Below are 15,637 nucleotides of genomic sequence, written 5' to 3'. Positions count from 1 at the left end.
ACTGCGGCCGGGCCAATTTATCCGGCACACCTCGAGCAACGTACAGGTACGTTGACAGGCCGGCATCGGCAGCGCCGCTCAGGAACGCATTCCGTGACGCATCGCTTTCGCTCTTGAAATGAACACGACGCTGGCCGGGGCGCCGCAAGGCGCTAATCGCGCGTCGCGCCGACCCAAGGTCTGCCGGGGCAACCACGGTCGCGGCAACGTAATACGCCTTCGATTTGGATTCGTCGACGAAGACATGGGCGCCCCTCTGGGCGGGGACGGTATTTCGGGCCGTTGCCATCTGTGCGGCTCTCCGCCCCTTAGAACCCGCCTCCACCGCCCGAATCGCCGGCCATGTTGGCGAAGCGTGAGTAGTGGCCCTGGAAGGCCACCACGATGTCCTTGGTGGGACCGTTACGGTGCTTGGCGATCAGGATGTCCGCTTCACCAGCACGCGGAGATTCCTTGTCATAGACGTCCTCGCGGTGCAGCAGGATGACCATGTCCGCGTCCTGCTCGATCGAGCCGGATTCACGGAGGTCGGACACCATGGGCCGCTTGTCCTGGCGTTGCTCGGAACCACGGTTCAGCTGCGACAGCGCAATGACGGGCACCTGGAGTTCCTTGGCAAGCAGCTTGAGCGCACGGGAGAACTCCGAGACTTCCTGCTGGCGGGACTCCACTTTCTTGCCCGAGCTCATGAGCTGCAGGTAGTCGAGGACAACCAGCTTCAGGTCGTGCTGCTGCTTGAGCCGCCGGCACTTGGCGCGGATCTCCATGAGGGACATGTTGGGGCTGTCGTCAATGAACAGCGGGGCGTCATTCATCCGGCCCATGGTGGTGGCGATCTTGGACCACTGCTCGTCCTTGATGGTTCCCTTGCGGAGATCCTGGAGGCTGATGGTGGCTTCGGCAGACAGGAGACGCATGGCGATCTCGTTCCGGCCCATTTCCAAGGAGAACATGACGGTGGCCATGTTGTTCTTGATTGCGGCGGAGCGGGCGAAGTCCAAAGCAAAAGTGGACTTACCAACGGCCGGACGTGCCGCGATAACGATCATCTGGCCGGGGTGGAGGCCGTGGGTGAGCTCGTCGAGCTCGTAGAAACCAGTGGGGACGCCCACCATGCCTTCGCCGCGGTGCCCGGACGCCTCGATCTCGTCCACCGTGGACTCCAAAACGTCCTTCAAAGCCACGTAGTCTTCAGCCGTACGCTTTTCGGCAACGGCGTAGACCTCGGCCTGGGCCTGGTTGACCAGGTCCTCAACCTCGCCGTCCTGGCCGTAGCCCATCTGCACGATCTTGGTGCCGGCGTTGACCAAGCGGCGCAGCACCGCGCGCTCCGCCACGATTTCGGCGTAGTACCCGGCGTTGGCGGCGGTGGGGACTGTCTGGATGAGCTCGTGCAGGTAGGCGGGACCACCGATCCGGTTGATTTCACCACGCTTGGTCAACTCATCCGAGACAGTGACGGCGTCGGCAGGCTCGCCGCGGCCGTAAAGATCGATGATCGACTCATAGATGGTCTCGTGTGCAGGACGGTAGAAGTCGTGCCCACGAACGATTTCCACCACATCGGCGATGGCATCCTTGGACAGCATCATGCCGCCAAGAACAGACTGTTCGGCTGCGATGTCCTGGGGAGGTTTGCGGCTCGCTTCGGAAGAGCGGGAGCCCTCGATTGAGTCCAAATGCGTTACTGACAAAGCCGTCCTCCATATGTGTACCGCTGTAGAGATGTGGGTCCCTCAGTGGTGCGTAAAGCGCAAGTGGACCTGGGATGGTTTTGCCCGAGCCTTGCGGACCAGCCGAGTGCTCCTGTTGTATCGGCTGGGGCCGACATTTTTGGCCCACAGCAATTCCACAACTTATCCACAGAAGTATCCCCAAGCGGTTTTGCGCGCCGCTGCCTGGGGGCTGCCGGGAGGACCGATTCCATCCTGAAAGAGGTACCCCAGCCACGTTAGCGGTGCTCTGCGTAAGCACAAAGCCGGTTATCCAGCGTGGTTGTGGATAACCTGTGGAATAAGCCGCGCTCGTTGTGCACAGTCTGTGCGTTACCCTGTGGATAGAGAAATTCTTTTCGCAGTAAATGGCATCTGACCTGCGAAAACACTCATCACAAGCTGTGGAAGAAAGAAACTTTTAGTGGATAACCATCCACAGCCGCCCAGCCCTAGCCCGCCCCCACAGGGTGCAATACGGCGAAAAACATACCTCAAATGTGATGCGCCTTACATGCCCCACCTTAATTTGACACTTTCCTCTCGGAAGCCTATGCCAAGTGCGGAATGTGCTGTGGATAACCAGCGATCTGGCATAAGCTCTAGGCATGGGGAATAACCTTGGCGACCTGCTGCTGACAGCCCTTCCTTTGGTAGTTCTGGTCGGTCTCCTCTGGGCCGTCTCGGCGGCCCTCAGACCCCGCGACACAGGCATCTCCGACGCCGAACGGTACCAACGCGAACTGGCGGCCCGCTCGGCCGCACACCAGGCGTCCCAAGTCCAGGCGGCACTAGCGTCGCGGGCGCGGATCGAAGCCTCCACGCAACCGAGCCAGAACCGGGCACAGACCACCCAGCACGGAACGGGCAGCCCCGCCACCCGCAGCCAGGCGGCTGTCCTTCCCAACGGCCAGCTGAACCCGCAGTTGGCCTTTGAAATCCAAAACCTGGTCCGCAGCGGGCAAAAGATCCAAGCCATCAAGGTGCTGCGACAAGCGACCCACTCAGACCTCATGACCGCCAAGAACTACGTAGATCGGCTCTGACAAAACGCCATGGATTCGCTCCTTATCCCCCTCGTGATCCTCATCCTGGTCATCGTGGGCGTACTGCTCCTGATTCGCTCTTTCACCAAGCGTTCTGCCGAGAACAAGGCCAACACGACTGCCGCCAAGGCACCCAAGGATCCGGTACAGCTTGCCAGGGAGTCGGCAGCAAAGCTGAATGAAGAGCAGCACCGCCGCCTGTACTCACTGATCGCGCAAGGCCAGGGTATGGCCGCCATCAAGCTTTACCTGCAGGCCACGGGCGAAGGCCTCCGGGCATCGCGGGACGCCGTGGGCGCCCTGGCCGCGCACCCCCAGCCGTTCCGTCCGGAGGCACCCGCAAAGGACCTGCTGGCGGACGACGACGATGAACCGGAACGCTTCCCCTACAGGTACCGCGCAATCGTCAGCAAAGGCGATGTGACCCGCGAGGTCAGCAGCAACATGCTCAACGACGAAATCTACGGACGCATCCGCACACTGGCCAAGAGCGGCGATGTGGAAGGCGCAGCGTTGGCGCTGACCCGCCACTCGGACATCACCATCAAGCAGGCCCGGGAGTTCATTGAACTCCTGGACGACTAGAAGTCGAAGAGATCGCCCAGGAACCCTTCCTTTTTCTTGCGCTTCCGCCCGTACTGGTCGCGGTTGGATCCATAGCGCCTGTCGTCATCGCGCCTGTCGTAGTCACGGCGCTCCCGATCGTCATACCGGGGCCGTGACTCAAAGGGGTTGTAGATGGGAGGCGGCGCGATGGGAGGTTGCGCGGGCGCTGCAGCCGACCGCGGCGGCAGCGATCCGGTTTCACCGTTGACACGATCAATGATCTTGTCCAATTCGCCGCGATCCAGCCACACTCCGCGGCATGTGGGGCAGTAGTCGATCTCCACGCCGCTGCGTTCGCTCATCACCAGGTCAACAAAATCAACAGGACACTTCATGTCTGCCTCAACGACCCGGGAGCCCAAATGGTTCGCCCTAGTGACCCGCCGAAATGCCCGCGAGCAACTGCTCGAACGGCAACGACTCCAGAACCGGTGCCTTATGCCCCGGCTGGGGGCCGCTCAGCAGTTGCACGAGTTCACCGGCGGCCCTGCCCACCCGCACCGAAAGGGGCGATCCGCCGTCGTCCGTTCCCCAGTCCTGGGGTCCGGCGAAGACGCCGGTGGCAGTCATCCTGGTGCGCAGGTAGCTGAAGAGCGGGCGCATGGCATGGTCCAGGACCATCTGGTGACGGTCGGTACCACCGGTGGCACCCAGCAGCACAGCCTTGCCGTCCAAAGATTTGGGGTCCAGGACGTCAATGAACGACTTGAACAGACCGCTGTAGGAGGCACTGAAGACGGGGCTGACGGCGATGATGCCGTCTGAGTTCTCGACGCCGGCAATCACCTCGGCAAGCCGCGGCGCGGCATAGCCGGTGACGAAGTTGTTGGCGATGTCCACCGCGAGGTCGCGCAGTTCGACGACGTCAATCCTCACCTCATAGCCGGCCGACCGCAACTGCCGCTCGGCTGAGGCGGCCAGCTGGTCGGCCAGGAGGCGGCTCGACGACGGCACGCCGAGCCCGGCGGAAAGGACGGTGATGCGGCGGGTTTCCATGGCATTCTCCTGTTGCTCGATCTATCCCATCATACATGCATATGCATCTAAATATCTGAACAGGGCGGTGAGTGAATGTATTCCCGGCGCCTAGCCTCCGGCGAGTTGACCCATGGAGGTGACGGTCGCTGTCGAAATCTGCTCCTGGGCGGCCGTTCGATCGATGGAAGCCTCCCCATCGCCCGGCTGGGCACCGTAGCTGCCGAAGTAGGCATGATTGCCTCCCTGGACAGTGACGAAGGTGGTGTCGAGCGGAAGCAGTTCACGGGAAAGGTCAATCTTGGCCGGAGTGCTCAGGCCGTCCGCGGTCCCGGAGACCGACAAGACCGACAAACCCGCCCGGTCCCGCAACGAGTCCAGCGGATAGGAGGCGAAAAGGACAAGTCCTTTCACATCGGGGTTGTCCAAGGCGAAGGAACTTGCGCTCACCCCGCCCAGGGAATGGCCACCCACAGCCCACGAGTGAACTTCGGGGTGGGCAGACATGGCTGCTCGTGCCTGGCTGCCGTCGAGGAGGCTGAGCCCAAGGGGTTCCTTCAGGATGACCACCAGATAACCCGCGTTGGCTACGGGCCCAAGGACATCTTCGTACGCCTTCGCTTCGACGCGGGCTCCAGGGTAGAAGACCAGGCCTTTGCTGGGAGTGGAGTTCACTGGAGCCATGGCAATGTCCGTTGGAGACTCCACGATCGCAACGTTCCGTGCAGGCTGGGGACCAGCAGGTTGGTGCGCGAACGGGTTCAGCCAAGCGAGAGCCGCCACGGCTGACAACGCAAGCAATCGGCCCACCCATGCGCCAATGGACCGCAGCATGGAGCGCTTGGGCCGCGACCCCCGACCCCGCCACAGCAGGAACCCCCACAGGAGGCCTCCAGCGGCGGCAACCAGTAACAGCACCGGAAGCGCCGGGTGGCCGCGCAGGACGGCCGGGTTGCCGAGCAGCATGGCGGCCGGAACCACGATCAGCACCGAGGCGCAAACAATGGAGATCCATACGAGCAGCGGAGCACGGCTGGTCGACGCTTTAGTGACAGGCATGGTCCAATAATAGTTCCATCATGGAGATACTTTTTACCGCAGTGGTCAGTTCCGCGACACGTGAGTGGACAGGAAATCGAGCGTTCGCTGCTTGGCGTCACGTGCCTCAACGAAATTCAAGTGGAACTGGTACTCGTGCGGCAGCGCTGGTTGATGGTCCGCAGGCCAGAAGAGTTCAGTCACCGGAACGCCGGCGGCCTTCAGGCGGTTGCTGTAGGGAACGGATTGCAGCCACGTCAGGCCATCCCCGTTGCCTCCGCTGATGAACGTAGGCGGCAAGTCAGCGGTGACGAACTCAAGGGTGGACATGGTTCCGCCGGCATAGGTGGAGGACCAGTCCTTAGTGCCCGTGTAGGCCCACAGGGAGGTCTTGAACCCCCAGGCGACCAAGCCATTCAGATCAGCCATGGCGCGCAGGTCATAGACCCCGCAATGCAGGATAGTGGCGGCAAGATCTTCTTTGCGCAGCGCCGGCTCGATCCCCAGGAGGTTCGCGTAGGCCGGATTCACCGTCAACGTGGCCATCTGGCTGGCGAGTTGCGCCCCCGCGGAGTCACCCGCGAGGACGATCCTGCCTGGATCCAACCTCAGCTCGGCGGCGTGGGCCTTGATATAGGCCAAGGCATCGTTGAGCTCCCGGACAGCCGTGGGGTACGTCGCCTCGGGTGCGATCGTGTAGCCCACGCCGATGGTGGTGTAGCCCTCAGCAGCAAGGATCCGGAGGTACGGCTCCACGTTGGACTGAGCACCGGAAATCCAGGCGCCACCGTGAATCCACACGATGGCAGGGAGCGCTTCGGTAGTGCCCTGGGGGCTGAAGGTGTCGAACGAGAGTCCGGGCTTGTATTCCACACCCTGGTTTGTCTGCAGCGGCGTATCCGGAACGTAGGGCAGCATTTCATCAACGGTGTCCTTGGCGCCGCGTTCAAAAACACTGCGAATCACCATCGCCGACGGCCACGGAGTAGCTGAGAGGGCAAGCAGCACAATGAGCACCACAACGATGGCGAGATCCAGCTTCCTCAGCCGCCACGGTCGCTTCCGCCTGCCCGAGCGCTCTACCTCACGCGAACCTGTGCGCCTAACCACGCCCGTATCAGTCTGAGCGGACTCCAAAGGCCCCATTTACACACTCCCCCGTCTGTGCACCTGCGGATAATGCTAGGACTGAACCGTGTTTTAGCGAAGGAAATGTCCACGGTTCCTTTGGCAGGCGGCGACAGTGACGCCACGAGCAGGGTCCCCCTCACCGCCGTCGAACGTCGCGCTGTGGGAGCCGGGACGGCGGGCAACGCGGCCACTGATCCACTATGGAGCCGCAGGTTTACTGGCTTTGCCATCCAACCACAGCGTGTCCGACTCGTCGCGGTGCACACCGTCGGTCCCCACGTGTTTGCTGTCGATCTGCGGGCCCTTCTTGATGACATGGACCAGGGCCATGCCGTGGCCCCGCCCAAGGTCGTAGTCCGCCTTCAGCCACTCAAGAATGGTTCCGGCCTTGACCGCGGGGTCGTTGAATCCTTTGCCTTCCGCAATCTCCACCAGTTGGCGCGGCGTGAGGCCGGTCTTGTCCTCGATCGCATCAAGATAAGCCTGGAACGACATGGGTTCGCCCTTCATCCGTGATTCGTTGTGCGTAGGCGTGACTCTACGGGATGGGTGGACAACGGGGAATGTTCCAGGCGTTCGCGCGGTCCTAGACTTTTGGAATGGTGAGCCGATCATGGCGGTACGTGGTTGCACTGGCGGCCGTCTGCTTCCTGCCGGCCTGTGAACATGCCGGCCAGGCACCCGCCCCTTCTCCCGCCGGCTCGCACGGGGAAACGCCCATCTCCGTGGAGGTCAACCAGTCGCGGGACCAGTACGGGAAGCAAGCCATCCTCATCCAACTCACCAACAACACGGAGGCAAACCTCACTGTCAGTGACGCTGTGCTGCGTTCGAACCTGTTCCGGGGCGACATCACCTGGCGTCCGGAAGGCGGCGCCTTGAACTTGCCACCGAAGCAACCCAAGAGCCTCCCCGCCACCCTTCCGGCAGCATCCTGCTTGAGTGCATCCGACGCACCCATCACGGCCACCATCCACTACACGGACCCGGCGCGTGAACCAAAGACGACCAGCACGGACGCGAGTGACCCTTTCAACGTCCTCCCGCGGAACTCCGACGAACTCTGCCTGTCAGCGGAGGCGGCCGCGACAGCGACCATCGTCTTGGACCCCGGCCTGGAGGTGGCCCCGGACGGGGCTACCGCCGTCGTACGCCTTGTCATCACCCCGGTGGGCACGTCCAGCGGGACGGCACCAGGCCTCACTATCGAATCGATCGACGAGACCACGCTGCTGGCCGAAGTGCCGGATGATCCTTGGCCCCGCAGTGTCACAGTCGCTGCCAACACCGCGCCACAGGTGGTGCCCTTGCGGATCAGGCCTGCTCGATGTGATCCGCACGCGGTCGCCGAGGACAAGGTGGGGACCCTGTTGCCCCTGAGGGTAACCGTTGGGGACAGGAAGGGCCTGCTGAAGGTGGCGGCCTCAACGGAGCTTCGGGGACGGATCTATGACTTCGTGAGCACAGCCTGCGGCACCGGCTGAGCTCAAGCGATGGTGGGCAAGGCTTCGTGGGCGCTCTCCACCGTGATAGTGGCTCCAGCTTCGACGTGCTTGACCTCGCCATCCATCTGGAACGGCAGCGGTTTGAGGGTGGTGAATTCGTAGCTGCTGACGCTCGGCTGGTCGCCCAGCCCCTGCGTCGTGGCGCGCAAAGCATTCAGGACCACTCGCCACTTAGGCATATGCGGGAAAAGAACCACCTCGAACTTGCCGTCGGCGGGAACGGCCTCTGCCTCGCTCAAAGTGGCATATTTGGCCATTTCGGGAATGTTGGCGAAAACCAGGCTGTCCACTTTGTGCTGCTTTCCATCGGGCAGCCGCATCTCGAAGGGTTCGAACTCGGAGAAGGTCTTGACCACGGACAGCATCTCGGTGAGAGCCCCCTTGCTGCCCTTTTCCAACTCCGTGGCCACCACGGGCGTGAGGCCGAATCCGATGTACGAGTGCGCGAATTCGGCCGGCCCGCCCTCTCCGGTATGAATCCGCAGCAGATCAATGTTCTTCACGTGGCCCTCGGCGATGGCTTCATCCAACGGCTTGGTCCCGACGGTGCGGCGATGGTCGTTCGCGTTGCCCGCAGCCATGACGGCGCACACTGCCTTGGGATTCTCTGCCTGCATCACCCCGTTGACTACCTCGTTGTAGCCACCATCGCCGCTAACGGACACCACCAGGACGTCCCCTCCGCCGGCTGCCGCCTCGCGGGCGAGTTCCACCGCGTGGCCGGCACGCTCGGTAGGGCGAAGAACGATGTTCGCCTCATACGGGAGCCGTTCCTTGAGCTTTCCCTGCAGTTCCTCCGCCAGATCCGGGGCGTTTCCCGTGCTGTTCGGGTTGAAAATGATGACGATCGATTTAAAGGTCCGTGCGGAATCCATAGTTCTCCTCTATGTGCATGCAACGGGGATCAATCCGTCAGTGCTGCGCGTCAATCACATGGCGTGGAGTGGGCGATGAAGGGATTACCTGCCCTCACCATTTAGTCCAGTTCCATGAGTGTTTCACGGCAGCGGACCACGGTGAAGCCAGGGCACGCGCCGAGATGCCAACGGCCTACTGGCGCGCCCTACAACAGCACTGTTCCCTCGATGCACGTGACCGACGCCCCGCCCACCCAGATCTCACCGTCCTGGGCTTTCACGTGGATGCGCCCTGCCCGGCCCAGGACCGTTCCCTGCGCGGCAACGTACTCCTGTGGCGCGCGGCCAGAGCCGATGAGCCACTGTGCCGCTCCGGCGTTGAAGCTGCCGGTCACTGGATCTTCCACCATGGCGTCACCAGGAACGAACGTGCGGACCTCAAAATCCGTTGACGAACCTTCCGTGTGCGGACCAATCACGCCCACCTTCAGGTCACCCATGGCCGCAACGTCCGGTTCGAGGGCAAGCACCTGCTCCGCCGATTCGAGGAGCACGCCGATCCATTCCGGTCCATTGACCAGCCACGATGCATCGAGGATAGCCTCGTCGGGCACCTGGAGCGCCGCCGCCAATTGCCCACGGATGTCCGGCTCGACGGGACCGAAGCGCGTCAGCGGCGGCGCCGCGAAAGCCAACCGTCCGCCGTCGTGCTTCACTTGGACCAGGCCCGCCCCACATTCCTGAACCACTATGCCCTGGGCCTTGGGCACTCCCCCGGCCTGCAGCCACGTATGTGCCGAACCCAACGTCGGATGCCCGGCAAACGGGAACTCCTCGCTGGCCGTGAAAATGCGGACACGGTAGTCAGCACGCGGATCAGTGGGCGGCAGCAGGAACGTCGTCTCGGACAGATTGGTCCAGTTCGCATAATGCTGCATGGTTTCGGTGCTGAGCCCCTCGGCATCAACCACGACGGCGAGCGGGTTGCCAAAATAGGGCCGGTCGGAGAAGACGTCCACTTGGTGGAACGGGCGGACTCGCAAGGATTCATTGGTCACCGGTGCAGGCTATCACTGGGTTCTGGCATCACTTTCCGTCGTCTGGGAGACTACGCACATGGCAGAAAACAAGACCCAGCCAACGGATGTGCCGGTGGAAGATTTCCTTGCAGCCGTGGAGCACCCCACCCGTCGTGCGGATGGGCTGGAGTTGATGGACCTGATGGGCGAAATCACCGGCCAGAGGGCCTACATGTACGGCCCCACGATTGTTGGTTTCGGCAGCTACCACTACAAGTACGCCACAGGCAGGGAAGGCGACTCCCCCGCTGTCGCCTTCTCGCCCCGTAAGTCCAACCTGGTGTTCTACGGGCTCACGGAAGGTCCCGACGCCGATCGGCTGCTGCCTGAGCTGGGCAAGCACAAGACCAGCACGGCCTGCCTGTACATCAACAAGTTGGACGATGTGGACCGCGCTGTGCTGGCCGAGTTGATCCGCAGCGGCTACCACCACACCATGTCGGAGATCCACAACCCTGCATAAGGCAACGCGGGGTCAGTTACAGCCCTTTAGTCGCCGAACATGGGCCCTAAGTGACTCCGCGTTGCTCCTGGGGAAATGAAAAACCCCCGCCACCGGAAATCCGGTAACGGGGGTCCTTCAGATGCAGTCAAAGACTACTTGCTTGCAACGACCTCGAGGTCGATGACAGCAGAAACATCCTCGTGCAGGCGGACGTTGGCCTGGTACGAACCCACGGACTTGATGTGGTTCGGCAGTTCAACGTTGCGCTTGTCGATGGCGCCGAGGCCAGCGGCCTCAACAGCAGCAGCGACATCAGCAGGCTTGACCGTGCCGAAGAGACGACCGGACTCGCCGGCCTTCACCTCGAGCTTGACCTTCTTGGAGGACAGAGCCTGGGCCTGTGCCTGTGCAGCTTCAACCGAAGCGTGGGCGCGGGCAGCACGTGCAGCCTTGATGGACTCAACCTGCTTCTCGCCACCGCGGGTCCAGGTCAGAGCGAAGCCGCGGGGCAGGAGGTAGTTACGTGCGTAACCGTTCTTGACCTCGACAACGTCGCCAGCAGCACCGAGACCGGTTACTTCGTGGGTCAGAATGAGCTTTGCCATGTTAGTTAATCCCTTCCCTTAGCCGCGGCCAGCGCCGGAGTAAGGCAGCAGAGCAACTTCGCGGGCGTTCTTGATTGCCTGGGCGATCTTGCGCTGTTCCTGAACGGTAACGCCAGTGACGCGACGAGCGCGGATCTTGCCGCGGTCGGAGATGAACTTGCGCAGCAATGCTACGTCCTTGTAGTCGATGACAGTGATGTCAGCGGCCTTCAAGGGGTTGGACTTTGGTTTGGGCTTACGGAGTTCAGCCTTAGCCATCGTGGAGCTCCTTTTCTATGGAGCCCGTGGATGTTGATCCACGGGATGGTGGTGTTTTTGTGTTTAGAAGGGAGGTTCGGAATCCGGGCCATTGCCCCAGCCGCCAGCGTTGCTGACACCGGGCGTTGCCCAAGGGTCGTCCTGCTGCGCGGGCTGGTTGTTGCCCCAGTTTCCACCGGAGTTGCCGCCCTGGTTTCCACCAGGAGCGCCGCCTCCAAAGCCACCGGCGTTGCCGCCGCCGAAGCCACCCTGCTGGTTACCGTTGCCGGCACCAAACCCGCCGCCGGAGCGCTGGGTACGGTTGACTTTGGCATTCGCGTAACGCAGGCTCGGGCCGATTTCATCGACTTCGAGCTCAATAACGGTGCGCTTCTCGCCTTCCTTGGTTTCGTAGGAACGGCTCTTCAAACGGCCGGAAACGATGACCCGCGTACCCTTGGTGAGGGATTCGGCCACGTTTTCGGCAGCTTCGCGCCATACCGATGCGCGGAGGAACAGGGTTTCCCCGTCCTTCCACTCATTGGACTGGCGGTCGAAGGTCCGGGGAGTAGAAGCGATGGTGAAGTTCGCTACTGCTGAGCCAGACGGGGTGAACCGCAGCTCGGGGTCATTGGTGAGATTACCGATGACCGTAATAGTGGTTTCGCCTGCCATCTACTGCCTCCTTGTTCGTTCCTGCGGGGTAAAGATTTGAAGGGGCTGATTACTCAGCAGCAACCTTCTGGTCTTCGGGGCGGATGATCTTGGTACGCATGATCGTCTCGTTGAGAGACAGCTGGCGGTCAAGTTCCTTGGCGGTAGCTGGCTCAGCGGTGAAGTTCACCACGGCGTAGATACCTTCGGACTTCTTCTTGATGTCGTATGCCAGACGGCGACGGCCCCAGATGTCAACCTTTTCGATGGTTCCACCATCGGTAGTGATGACGTTCAGGAACTTCTGAAGCGACGGCTCTACGGTACGCTCTTCGACCTCGGGGTCGATGATTACCATCAATTCGTAAGGACGCATATGTGAACCCACCTCCTTTGGGCTAAGCGGTTACGGTATTTCCGTAACAGGAGGTTCATTTGCGATGCTGTGCATCGCTCCCCCGCCGAAGTTTCGGAAGGAGGGCGCAGCACAGACTTCAATATCTTAGTGCATCTCCTGCACTCAAAGCTATTCGGCCGAATACCGCACCGAAACCAGCCATCGCTCGTATGTGGATAACAGCCAGCTGCAGCGAATAATTGGACCATGACCATCCTCAAGTCGACGATTCTCTTCATCCTCGCGGCAGTCGCCGAGATTGGAGGCGCCTGGCTGATCTGGCAGGCCGTCCGGGAGGGCAAGGCGTGGTGGTGGGCAGGACTCGGCGTCGTAGCGCTGGGCATCTACGGATTCTTCGCAGCGTTCCAACCCGATGCGCACTTCGGACGGGTGCTCGCCGCCTACGGGGGAGTCTTCATTGCCGGCTCACTGGCGTGGGGGATGCTCATGGACGGCTTCAGGCCGGATCGCTGGGACGTCATTGGCGCCGCTATCTGCATTGTCGGCGTCGGGGTCATCATGTTCGCCCCGCGCACCGGCGGGTGAACCCGCGCAACCAGACGAAAAAACCCCCGGAAGATCATCGACCTTCCAGGGGTTTCCTGTGTGCGCGGAGGGGGACTTGAACCCCCACCCCCTTTCGAGGACTAGCACCTCAAGCTAGCGCGTCTGCCATTCCGCCACCCGCGCAGGGTGATTCGGAGAGCCGGTTTCCTTTTTCTCCGTAACAGCGTCAAAGACACTAACACGAACTTGGCCATTCTGTGGATTCTGACGAGGAAACCGACGGCTAGGGTGGGTCCATGGATGCACTGACCTCGCTTGCCCTCACCGCCGTGTTCGGCGCGATCTTCCTCTACCTCCTGTATTTCGTGGTCCGCTCCGGCGTCAGGGATGGCATTCTCCAAGCCGACGAGCGGCGGGCCGCCAGGGATCATCAGGAACACCAAGGCAGCCAGCGCTAGGGTGGACCGCATGAACGCCCCAAGGGTCAGGCGCAGCCGGCTGCGCTTTGTGGTGATGGTGATCGCCGGAGGAATCGCTACAGCTGTCACGGGTTCCACCGGCAACTGGGTGGATGCACCTGCGGTGGCCTGGGCTGTGGCTGCGTTCATCTACGTGGCCTGGGTGTGGCTGGTGATTGCGCGCCTGGACCCGGAGGGGACCCAACGGCACGCGACATCCGAGGATCCCTCCCGGGGCGTCACGGACCTGCTGATTCTCATCGCCAACCTCGGGAGCCTCGCCGCCGTCGCGGCGGTCATCGTCAATTCCCATGCAGACGATGCCGCTGCCAGGCTGAATTCCGCCGCGTTGGCAATGATTTGCGTGGCGCTTTCCTGGATGCTGGTTCAGACGCTCTTCACGCTTCGCTACGCAGAGCTGTATTACAGCCCCGGGGCAGAGGCCGGTGGTGCCGTTGGGGGCATCAGTTTCAACCAGGATCGGCCGCCCCAGTACACCGATTTCGCTTACCTGGCCACGAGCCTGGGCATGACCTACCAGGTTTCGGACACCAATCTTGAAAACCACAGGATCCGGGCCGAGGCGTTGAAGCACAGCCTGCTTTCCTACCTGTTCGGAACCGTCGTCCTGGCCGTGACCATCAATCTGGTGATCGGTCTGGCCCAGTAGCGGTGACAGCGGCGTAGGCCTCCGCGGCATCCGACGGCTCCAGACCGGCCGCGTACCTTCCGGTAGCCGCTCCGAAGGCGGCCTAAACGCGAACGGGACAGCCGCCGTCGGACGTTGACGGCAGCGCCCCGCAGCGAACAGGCGCTTACGACGCCGGTCGGGAACCTGCTTCCGCGGGCTTGGCTTCCGCGGGGGACGCCTGATTCGGCTGACCGCCCTTGCGGTAACGCCACACGCCGATGCCGACCACCACGACGGCCAGGGCAAGCGAAAGGAACAGCGACTGGCGGGTGGATTCGAGGATCACCATGCCCACAATGAGCGCCACGATGCTGGCGATCGCAATCCACGTAAGGTACGGGAAGAACCACATCTTGAGTTCGAGGCTCTTTGCGGCATCGCCCATGCGGCGGCGAAGGATGAGCTGGGATGTGGCGATGACCAGCCAGACGAACAGGGCGATCGCGCCGGAGGTGTTCACCAGGAACAGGAACACGGTGTCCGGAGCCAGGTAGTTCAGGCCAACGGTAATGAAACCCACCACGGTGGAAGCGAGGACGGCGGCTGCCGGGACACCGCGCTTGGAGATCTTGGTCCAGGACTTGGGCGCATCTCCACGCTGCGAAAGGGAGAACAGCATGCGGCTCGCCGTGTAGAGGCCCGAGTTCAGGCAGGACAACACCGAGGTCAGGACCACGATGTCCATGATGGTACCCGCGCCGGGGATGCCGTACAGCTCAATGACTGCGACATACGGGCTCTTGGCCACGGAGGCACTGTTCCAGGGCAGGAGGGTAACCACGATCGCGATGGACCCGATGTAGAAGATGAGGATCCGCCATACCGTGGACTTCACGGCTTTCTTCACCGCGTCCACTGGATTGGCTGATTCGCCGGCAGCAATGGTCGCGATTTCGGCGCCGAAGAAGGAGAAAACCACCACCAGGATTCCGGCCAGCACGGCGCCGGGACCGTTCGGCATGAAGCCGCCCTGGTCCAGCAGGTTCGCCACGCCCGGGGCGGAAACACCCGGGAACAGGCCGAGGATCGCGGCGATGCCGGCGAGGAGGAAGATCACGATTGCTGCCACCTTGATGGAAGCGAACCAGAATTCGAACTCACCGTAAGACTTCACCGAACCGAGGTTGGTCAACGTCAGCAGGACCATCAGGACAAGGGCCCAAACCCACTGGTCGACACCTGGAACCCAGCGATGCATGATGGCCGCACCGGCGGTCGCCTCGATGCCGAGGACGATGATCCAGAACCAGGCATACAGCCAGCCGATGCTGAAGCCCGCCCAGCGGCCCAGGGCCTTGTCCGCATAGGTGGAGAAGGAACCGGTCTCGGGATTGGCGGCAGCCATTTCGCCGAGCATGCGCATCACGAGAATGACCACAAGGCCCGCGGCCAGATAAGCCACGAGGATACCCGGACCTGCTTGCTGGATCGCGGCGCCGGAGCCCACAAAGAGGCCTGCACCGATGACGCCGGCGATGGCGATCATGGACAGGTGGCGGGGCTTCAGCGACTTGGAAAGTTGTTGGTCAGCGTGCATGGATGAGCGCCGTCCTTAGTGTTCTTGGAAAGGCCCTCGACTGATGTGCACTGGGCCACTTGGCTTTCCCACACTAGCCAGCGAGGTTCCGGCCTAAGCTGTGCGAACGTACATTTTGGTGCTGAGCTAAACAGGAGGATGCACAAAATGTATAGCT

Annotated in this window: 20 protein-coding genes and 1 tRNA gene; 7 read left to right on the top strand and 14 right to left on the bottom strand. The window is 62.0% G+C overall.

The window, feature by feature from the left end; all coding sequences use genetic code 11:
• Positions 1–308: 308 nt before the first annotated feature.
• The gene (gene dnaB, locus ACIPY3_RS14185; RefSeq protein WP_397324136.1) at positions 309–1,694 is read right to left on the bottom strand and encodes a replicative DNA helicase; all 1,386 of its coding nucleotides are present in this window, start codon (positions 1,692–1,694) and stop codon (positions 309–311) included.
• 626 nt (positions 1,695–2,320) lie between these two features.
• On the opposite strand from dnaB, the gene ACIPY3_RS14180 reads away from it, so the two are divergent.
• Positions 2,321–2,758, top strand: coding sequence for a hypothetical protein (locus tag ACIPY3_RS14180; protein ID WP_400335008.1), 438 nt, complete (start codon positions 2,321–2,323; stop codon positions 2,756–2,758).
• A 9-nt stretch (positions 2,759–2,767) separates the two neighbouring features.
• Positions 2,768–3,343, top strand: a complete 576-nt coding sequence (locus tag ACIPY3_RS14175; protein WP_400335007.1) for a hypothetical protein — start codon at positions 2,768–2,770, stop codon at positions 3,341–3,343.
• On the opposite strand, the gene ACIPY3_RS14170 is transcribed toward ACIPY3_RS14175, so the two are convergent.
• From ACIPY3_RS14170 to ACIPY3_RS14150, 5 genes are all read right to left on the bottom strand, one after another.
• Positions 3,340–3,699 carry a zf-TFIIB domain-containing protein gene (locus ACIPY3_RS14170; protein WP_400335005.1) on the bottom strand — a complete coding sequence of 120 codons (360 nt, stop codon included), beginning with the start codon at positions 3,697–3,699 and terminating at the stop codon, positions 3,340–3,342. The genes ACIPY3_RS14175 and ACIPY3_RS14170 overlap by 4 nt on opposite strands.
• A gap of 37 nt (positions 3,700–3,736) precedes the next feature.
• On the bottom strand, positions 3,737–4,360 hold the full coding sequence (locus ACIPY3_RS14165; RefSeq protein ID WP_397324143.1) for an FMN reductase: 624 nt from the start codon (positions 4,358–4,360) through the stop codon (positions 3,737–3,739).
• A gap of 90 nt (positions 4,361–4,450) precedes the next feature.
• Positions 4,451–5,398: an alpha/beta hydrolase gene (locus ACIPY3_RS14160; RefSeq protein WP_400335004.1), complete on the bottom strand. Its 948-nt coding sequence runs from the start codon at positions 5,396–5,398 to the stop codon at positions 4,451–4,453.
• A 45-nt stretch (positions 5,399–5,443) separates the two neighbouring features.
• Complete coding sequence (locus tag ACIPY3_RS14155; protein WP_400335001.1) at positions 5,444–6,487, bottom strand: alpha/beta hydrolase; 1,044 nt, start codon at positions 6,485–6,487, stop codon at positions 5,444–5,446.
• Positions 6,488–6,706: 219 nt separating this feature from the next.
• Complete coding sequence (locus ACIPY3_RS14150; protein WP_400335000.1) at positions 6,707–7,003, bottom strand: DUF4287 domain-containing protein; 297 nt, start codon at positions 7,001–7,003, stop codon at positions 6,707–6,709.
• Between the two features lie 104 nt (positions 7,004–7,107).
• Here ACIPY3_RS14150 and ACIPY3_RS14145 point away from each other — a divergent pair, with 104 nt between their 5' ends.
• Positions 7,108–7,992 carry a hypothetical protein gene (locus ACIPY3_RS14145; RefSeq protein WP_400334998.1) on the top strand — a complete coding sequence of 295 codons (885 nt, stop codon included), beginning with the start codon at positions 7,108–7,110 and terminating at the stop codon, positions 7,990–7,992.
• Positions 7,993–7,994: 2 nt separating this feature from the next.
• On the opposite strand, the gene ACIPY3_RS14140 is transcribed toward ACIPY3_RS14145, so the two are convergent.
• Together ACIPY3_RS14140 and ACIPY3_RS14135 are read right to left on the bottom strand one after the other, a co-directional pair.
• The gene (locus tag ACIPY3_RS14140; RefSeq protein WP_400334997.1) at positions 7,995–8,888 is read right to left on the bottom strand and encodes a diacylglycerol/lipid kinase family protein; all 894 of its coding nucleotides are present in this window, start codon (positions 8,886–8,888) and stop codon (positions 7,995–7,997) included.
• 188 nt (positions 8,889–9,076) lie between these two features.
• The gene (locus ACIPY3_RS14135; RefSeq protein WP_400334995.1) at positions 9,077–9,928 is read right to left on the bottom strand and encodes a PhzF family phenazine biosynthesis protein; all 852 of its coding nucleotides are present in this window, start codon (positions 9,926–9,928) and stop codon (positions 9,077–9,079) included.
• Positions 9,929–9,986: 58 nt separating this feature from the next.
• Here ACIPY3_RS14135 and ACIPY3_RS14130 point away from each other — a divergent pair, with 58 nt between their 5' ends.
• Entirely contained in the window at positions 9,987–10,412 is a 426-nt protein-coding gene (locus tag ACIPY3_RS14130) for a DUF1801 domain-containing protein (RefSeq protein WP_400334993.1), read from the top strand.
• Positions 10,413–10,546: 134 nt separating this feature from the next.
• Here ACIPY3_RS14130 and rplI read toward each other — a convergent pair whose 3' ends face one another.
• From rplI to rpsF, 4 genes are all read right to left on the bottom strand, one after another.
• On the bottom strand, positions 10,547–10,999 hold the full coding sequence (rplI, locus tag ACIPY3_RS14125) for a 50S ribosomal protein L9 (protein WP_347109016.1): 453 nt from the start codon (positions 10,997–10,999) through the stop codon (positions 10,547–10,549).
• Positions 11,000–11,017: 18 nt separating this feature from the next.
• Positions 11,018–11,257 carry a 30S ribosomal protein S18 gene (gene rpsR, locus ACIPY3_RS14120; RefSeq protein WP_003800144.1) on the bottom strand — a complete coding sequence of 80 codons (240 nt, stop codon included), beginning with the start codon at positions 11,255–11,257 and terminating at the stop codon, positions 11,018–11,020.
• A 63-nt stretch (positions 11,258–11,320) separates the two neighbouring features.
• Positions 11,321–11,911: a single-stranded DNA-binding protein gene (locus tag ACIPY3_RS14115; protein WP_397324155.1), complete on the bottom strand. Its 591-nt coding sequence runs from the start codon at positions 11,909–11,911 to the stop codon at positions 11,321–11,323.
• Between the two features lie 49 nt (positions 11,912–11,960).
• Positions 11,961–12,266, bottom strand: coding sequence for a 30S ribosomal protein S6 (gene rpsF / locus ACIPY3_RS14110; protein WP_397324157.1), 306 nt, complete (start codon positions 12,264–12,266; stop codon positions 11,961–11,963).
• A 228-nt stretch (positions 12,267–12,494) separates the two neighbouring features.
• Here rpsF and ACIPY3_RS14105 point away from each other — a divergent pair, with 228 nt between their 5' ends.
• Positions 12,495–12,833 carry a YnfA family protein gene (locus tag ACIPY3_RS14105; RefSeq protein ID WP_400334992.1) on the top strand — a complete coding sequence of 113 codons (339 nt, stop codon included), beginning with the start codon at positions 12,495–12,497 and terminating at the stop codon, positions 12,831–12,833.
• A gap of 61 nt (positions 12,834–12,894) precedes the next feature.
• Here the strand turns inward: ACIPY3_RS14105 and ACIPY3_RS14100 are convergent.
• Positions 12,895–12,977: transfer RNA gene (locus ACIPY3_RS14100), tRNA-Leu, on the bottom strand.
• A 113-nt stretch (positions 12,978–13,090) separates the two neighbouring features.
• Here ACIPY3_RS14100 and ACIPY3_RS14095 point away from each other — a divergent pair.
• Together ACIPY3_RS14095 and ACIPY3_RS14090 are read left to right on the top strand one after the other, a co-directional pair.
• Positions 13,091–13,252, top strand: coding sequence for a hypothetical protein (locus ACIPY3_RS14095; RefSeq protein ID WP_400334990.1), 162 nt, complete (start codon positions 13,091–13,093; stop codon positions 13,250–13,252).
• 10 nt (positions 13,253–13,262) lie between these two features.
• Positions 13,263–13,922 carry a DUF1345 domain-containing protein gene (locus tag ACIPY3_RS14090; protein WP_400334989.1) on the top strand — a complete coding sequence of 220 codons (660 nt, stop codon included), beginning with the start codon at positions 13,263–13,265 and terminating at the stop codon, positions 13,920–13,922.
• 145 nt (positions 13,923–14,067) lie between these two features.
• Here the strand turns inward: ACIPY3_RS14090 and ACIPY3_RS14085 are convergent, their stop codons facing one another.
• Positions 14,068–15,480 (bottom strand): amino acid permease, encoded by a 1,413-nt coding sequence (locus ACIPY3_RS14085; protein ID WP_400334988.1) that lies wholly within the window; start codon positions 15,478–15,480, stop codon positions 14,068–14,070.
• Positions 15,481–15,637: the final 157 nt, after the last annotated feature.

The organism is Paenarthrobacter sp. NPDC089714, from assembly GCF_044748905.1.
Taxonomy (GTDB): Bacteria; Actinomycetota; Actinomycetes; order Actinomycetales; family Micrococcaceae; genus Arthrobacter.
Note: the sequence above shows the minus strand (reverse complement) of the source record. Positions and strands in the feature narration are given on the sequence as shown.

What these genes read in the sequence shown, in the direction of transcription:
- ACIPY3_RS14180 (WP_400335008.1), top strand. Translation starts at nt 2,321, where the DNA reads ATGGGGAATAACCTTGGCGACCTGCTGCTGACAGCCCTTCCTTTGGTA.
- ACIPY3_RS14175 (WP_400335007.1), top strand. Translation starts at nt 2,768, where the DNA reads ATGGATTCGCTCCTTATCCCCCTCGTGATCCTCATCCTGGTCATCGTG.
- ACIPY3_RS14170 (WP_400335005.1), bottom strand. Translation starts at nt 3,699, where the DNA reads ATGAAGTGTCCTGTTGATTTTGTTGACCTGGTGATGAGCGAACGCAGC.
- ACIPY3_RS14165 (WP_397324143.1), bottom strand. Translation starts at nt 4,360, where the DNA reads ATGGAAACCCGCCGCATCACCGTCCTTTCCGCCGGGCTCGGCGTGCCG.
- ACIPY3_RS14160 (WP_400335004.1), bottom strand. Translation starts at nt 5,398, where the DNA reads ATGCCTGTCACTAAAGCGTCGACCAGCCGTGCTCCGCTGCTCGTATGG.
- ACIPY3_RS14150 (WP_400335000.1), bottom strand. Translation starts at nt 7,003, where the DNA reads ATGTCGTTCCAGGCTTATCTTGATGCGATCGAGGACAAGACCGGCCTC.
- ACIPY3_RS14145 (WP_400334998.1), top strand. Translation starts at nt 7,108, where the DNA reads ATGGTGAGCCGATCATGGCGGTACGTGGTTGCACTGGCGGCCGTCTGC.
- ACIPY3_RS14140 (WP_400334997.1), bottom strand. Translation starts at nt 8,888, where the DNA reads ATGGATTCCGCACGGACCTTTAAATCGATCGTCATCATTTTCAACCCG.
- ACIPY3_RS14130 (WP_400334993.1), top strand. Translation starts at nt 9,987, where the DNA reads ATGGCAGAAAACAAGACCCAGCCAACGGATGTGCCGGTGGAAGATTTC.
- rplI (WP_347109016.1), bottom strand. Translation starts at nt 10,999, where the DNA reads ATGGCAAAGCTCATTCTGACCCACGAAGTAACCGGTCTCGGTGCTGCT.
- rpsR (WP_003800144.1), bottom strand. Translation starts at nt 11,257, where the DNA reads ATGGCTAAGGCTGAACTCCGTAAGCCCAAACCAAAGTCCAACCCCTTG.
- ACIPY3_RS14115 (WP_397324155.1), bottom strand. Translation starts at nt 11,911, where the DNA reads ATGGCAGGCGAAACCACTATTACGGTCATCGGTAATCTCACCAATGAC.
- rpsF (WP_397324157.1), bottom strand. Translation starts at nt 12,266, where the DNA reads ATGCGTCCTTACGAATTGATGGTAATCATCGACCCCGAGGTCGAAGAG.
- ACIPY3_RS14105 (WP_400334992.1), top strand. Translation starts at nt 12,495, where the DNA reads ATGACCATCCTCAAGTCGACGATTCTCTTCATCCTCGCGGCAGTCGCC.
- ACIPY3_RS14095 (WP_400334990.1), top strand. Translation starts at nt 13,091, where the DNA reads ATGGATGCACTGACCTCGCTTGCCCTCACCGCCGTGTTCGGCGCGATC.
- ACIPY3_RS14090 (WP_400334989.1), top strand. Translation starts at nt 13,263, where the DNA reads ATGAACGCCCCAAGGGTCAGGCGCAGCCGGCTGCGCTTTGTGGTGATG.
- ACIPY3_RS14085 (WP_400334988.1), bottom strand. Translation starts at nt 15,480, where the DNA reads ATGCACGCTGACCAACAACTTTCCAAGTCGCTGAAGCCCCGCCACCTG.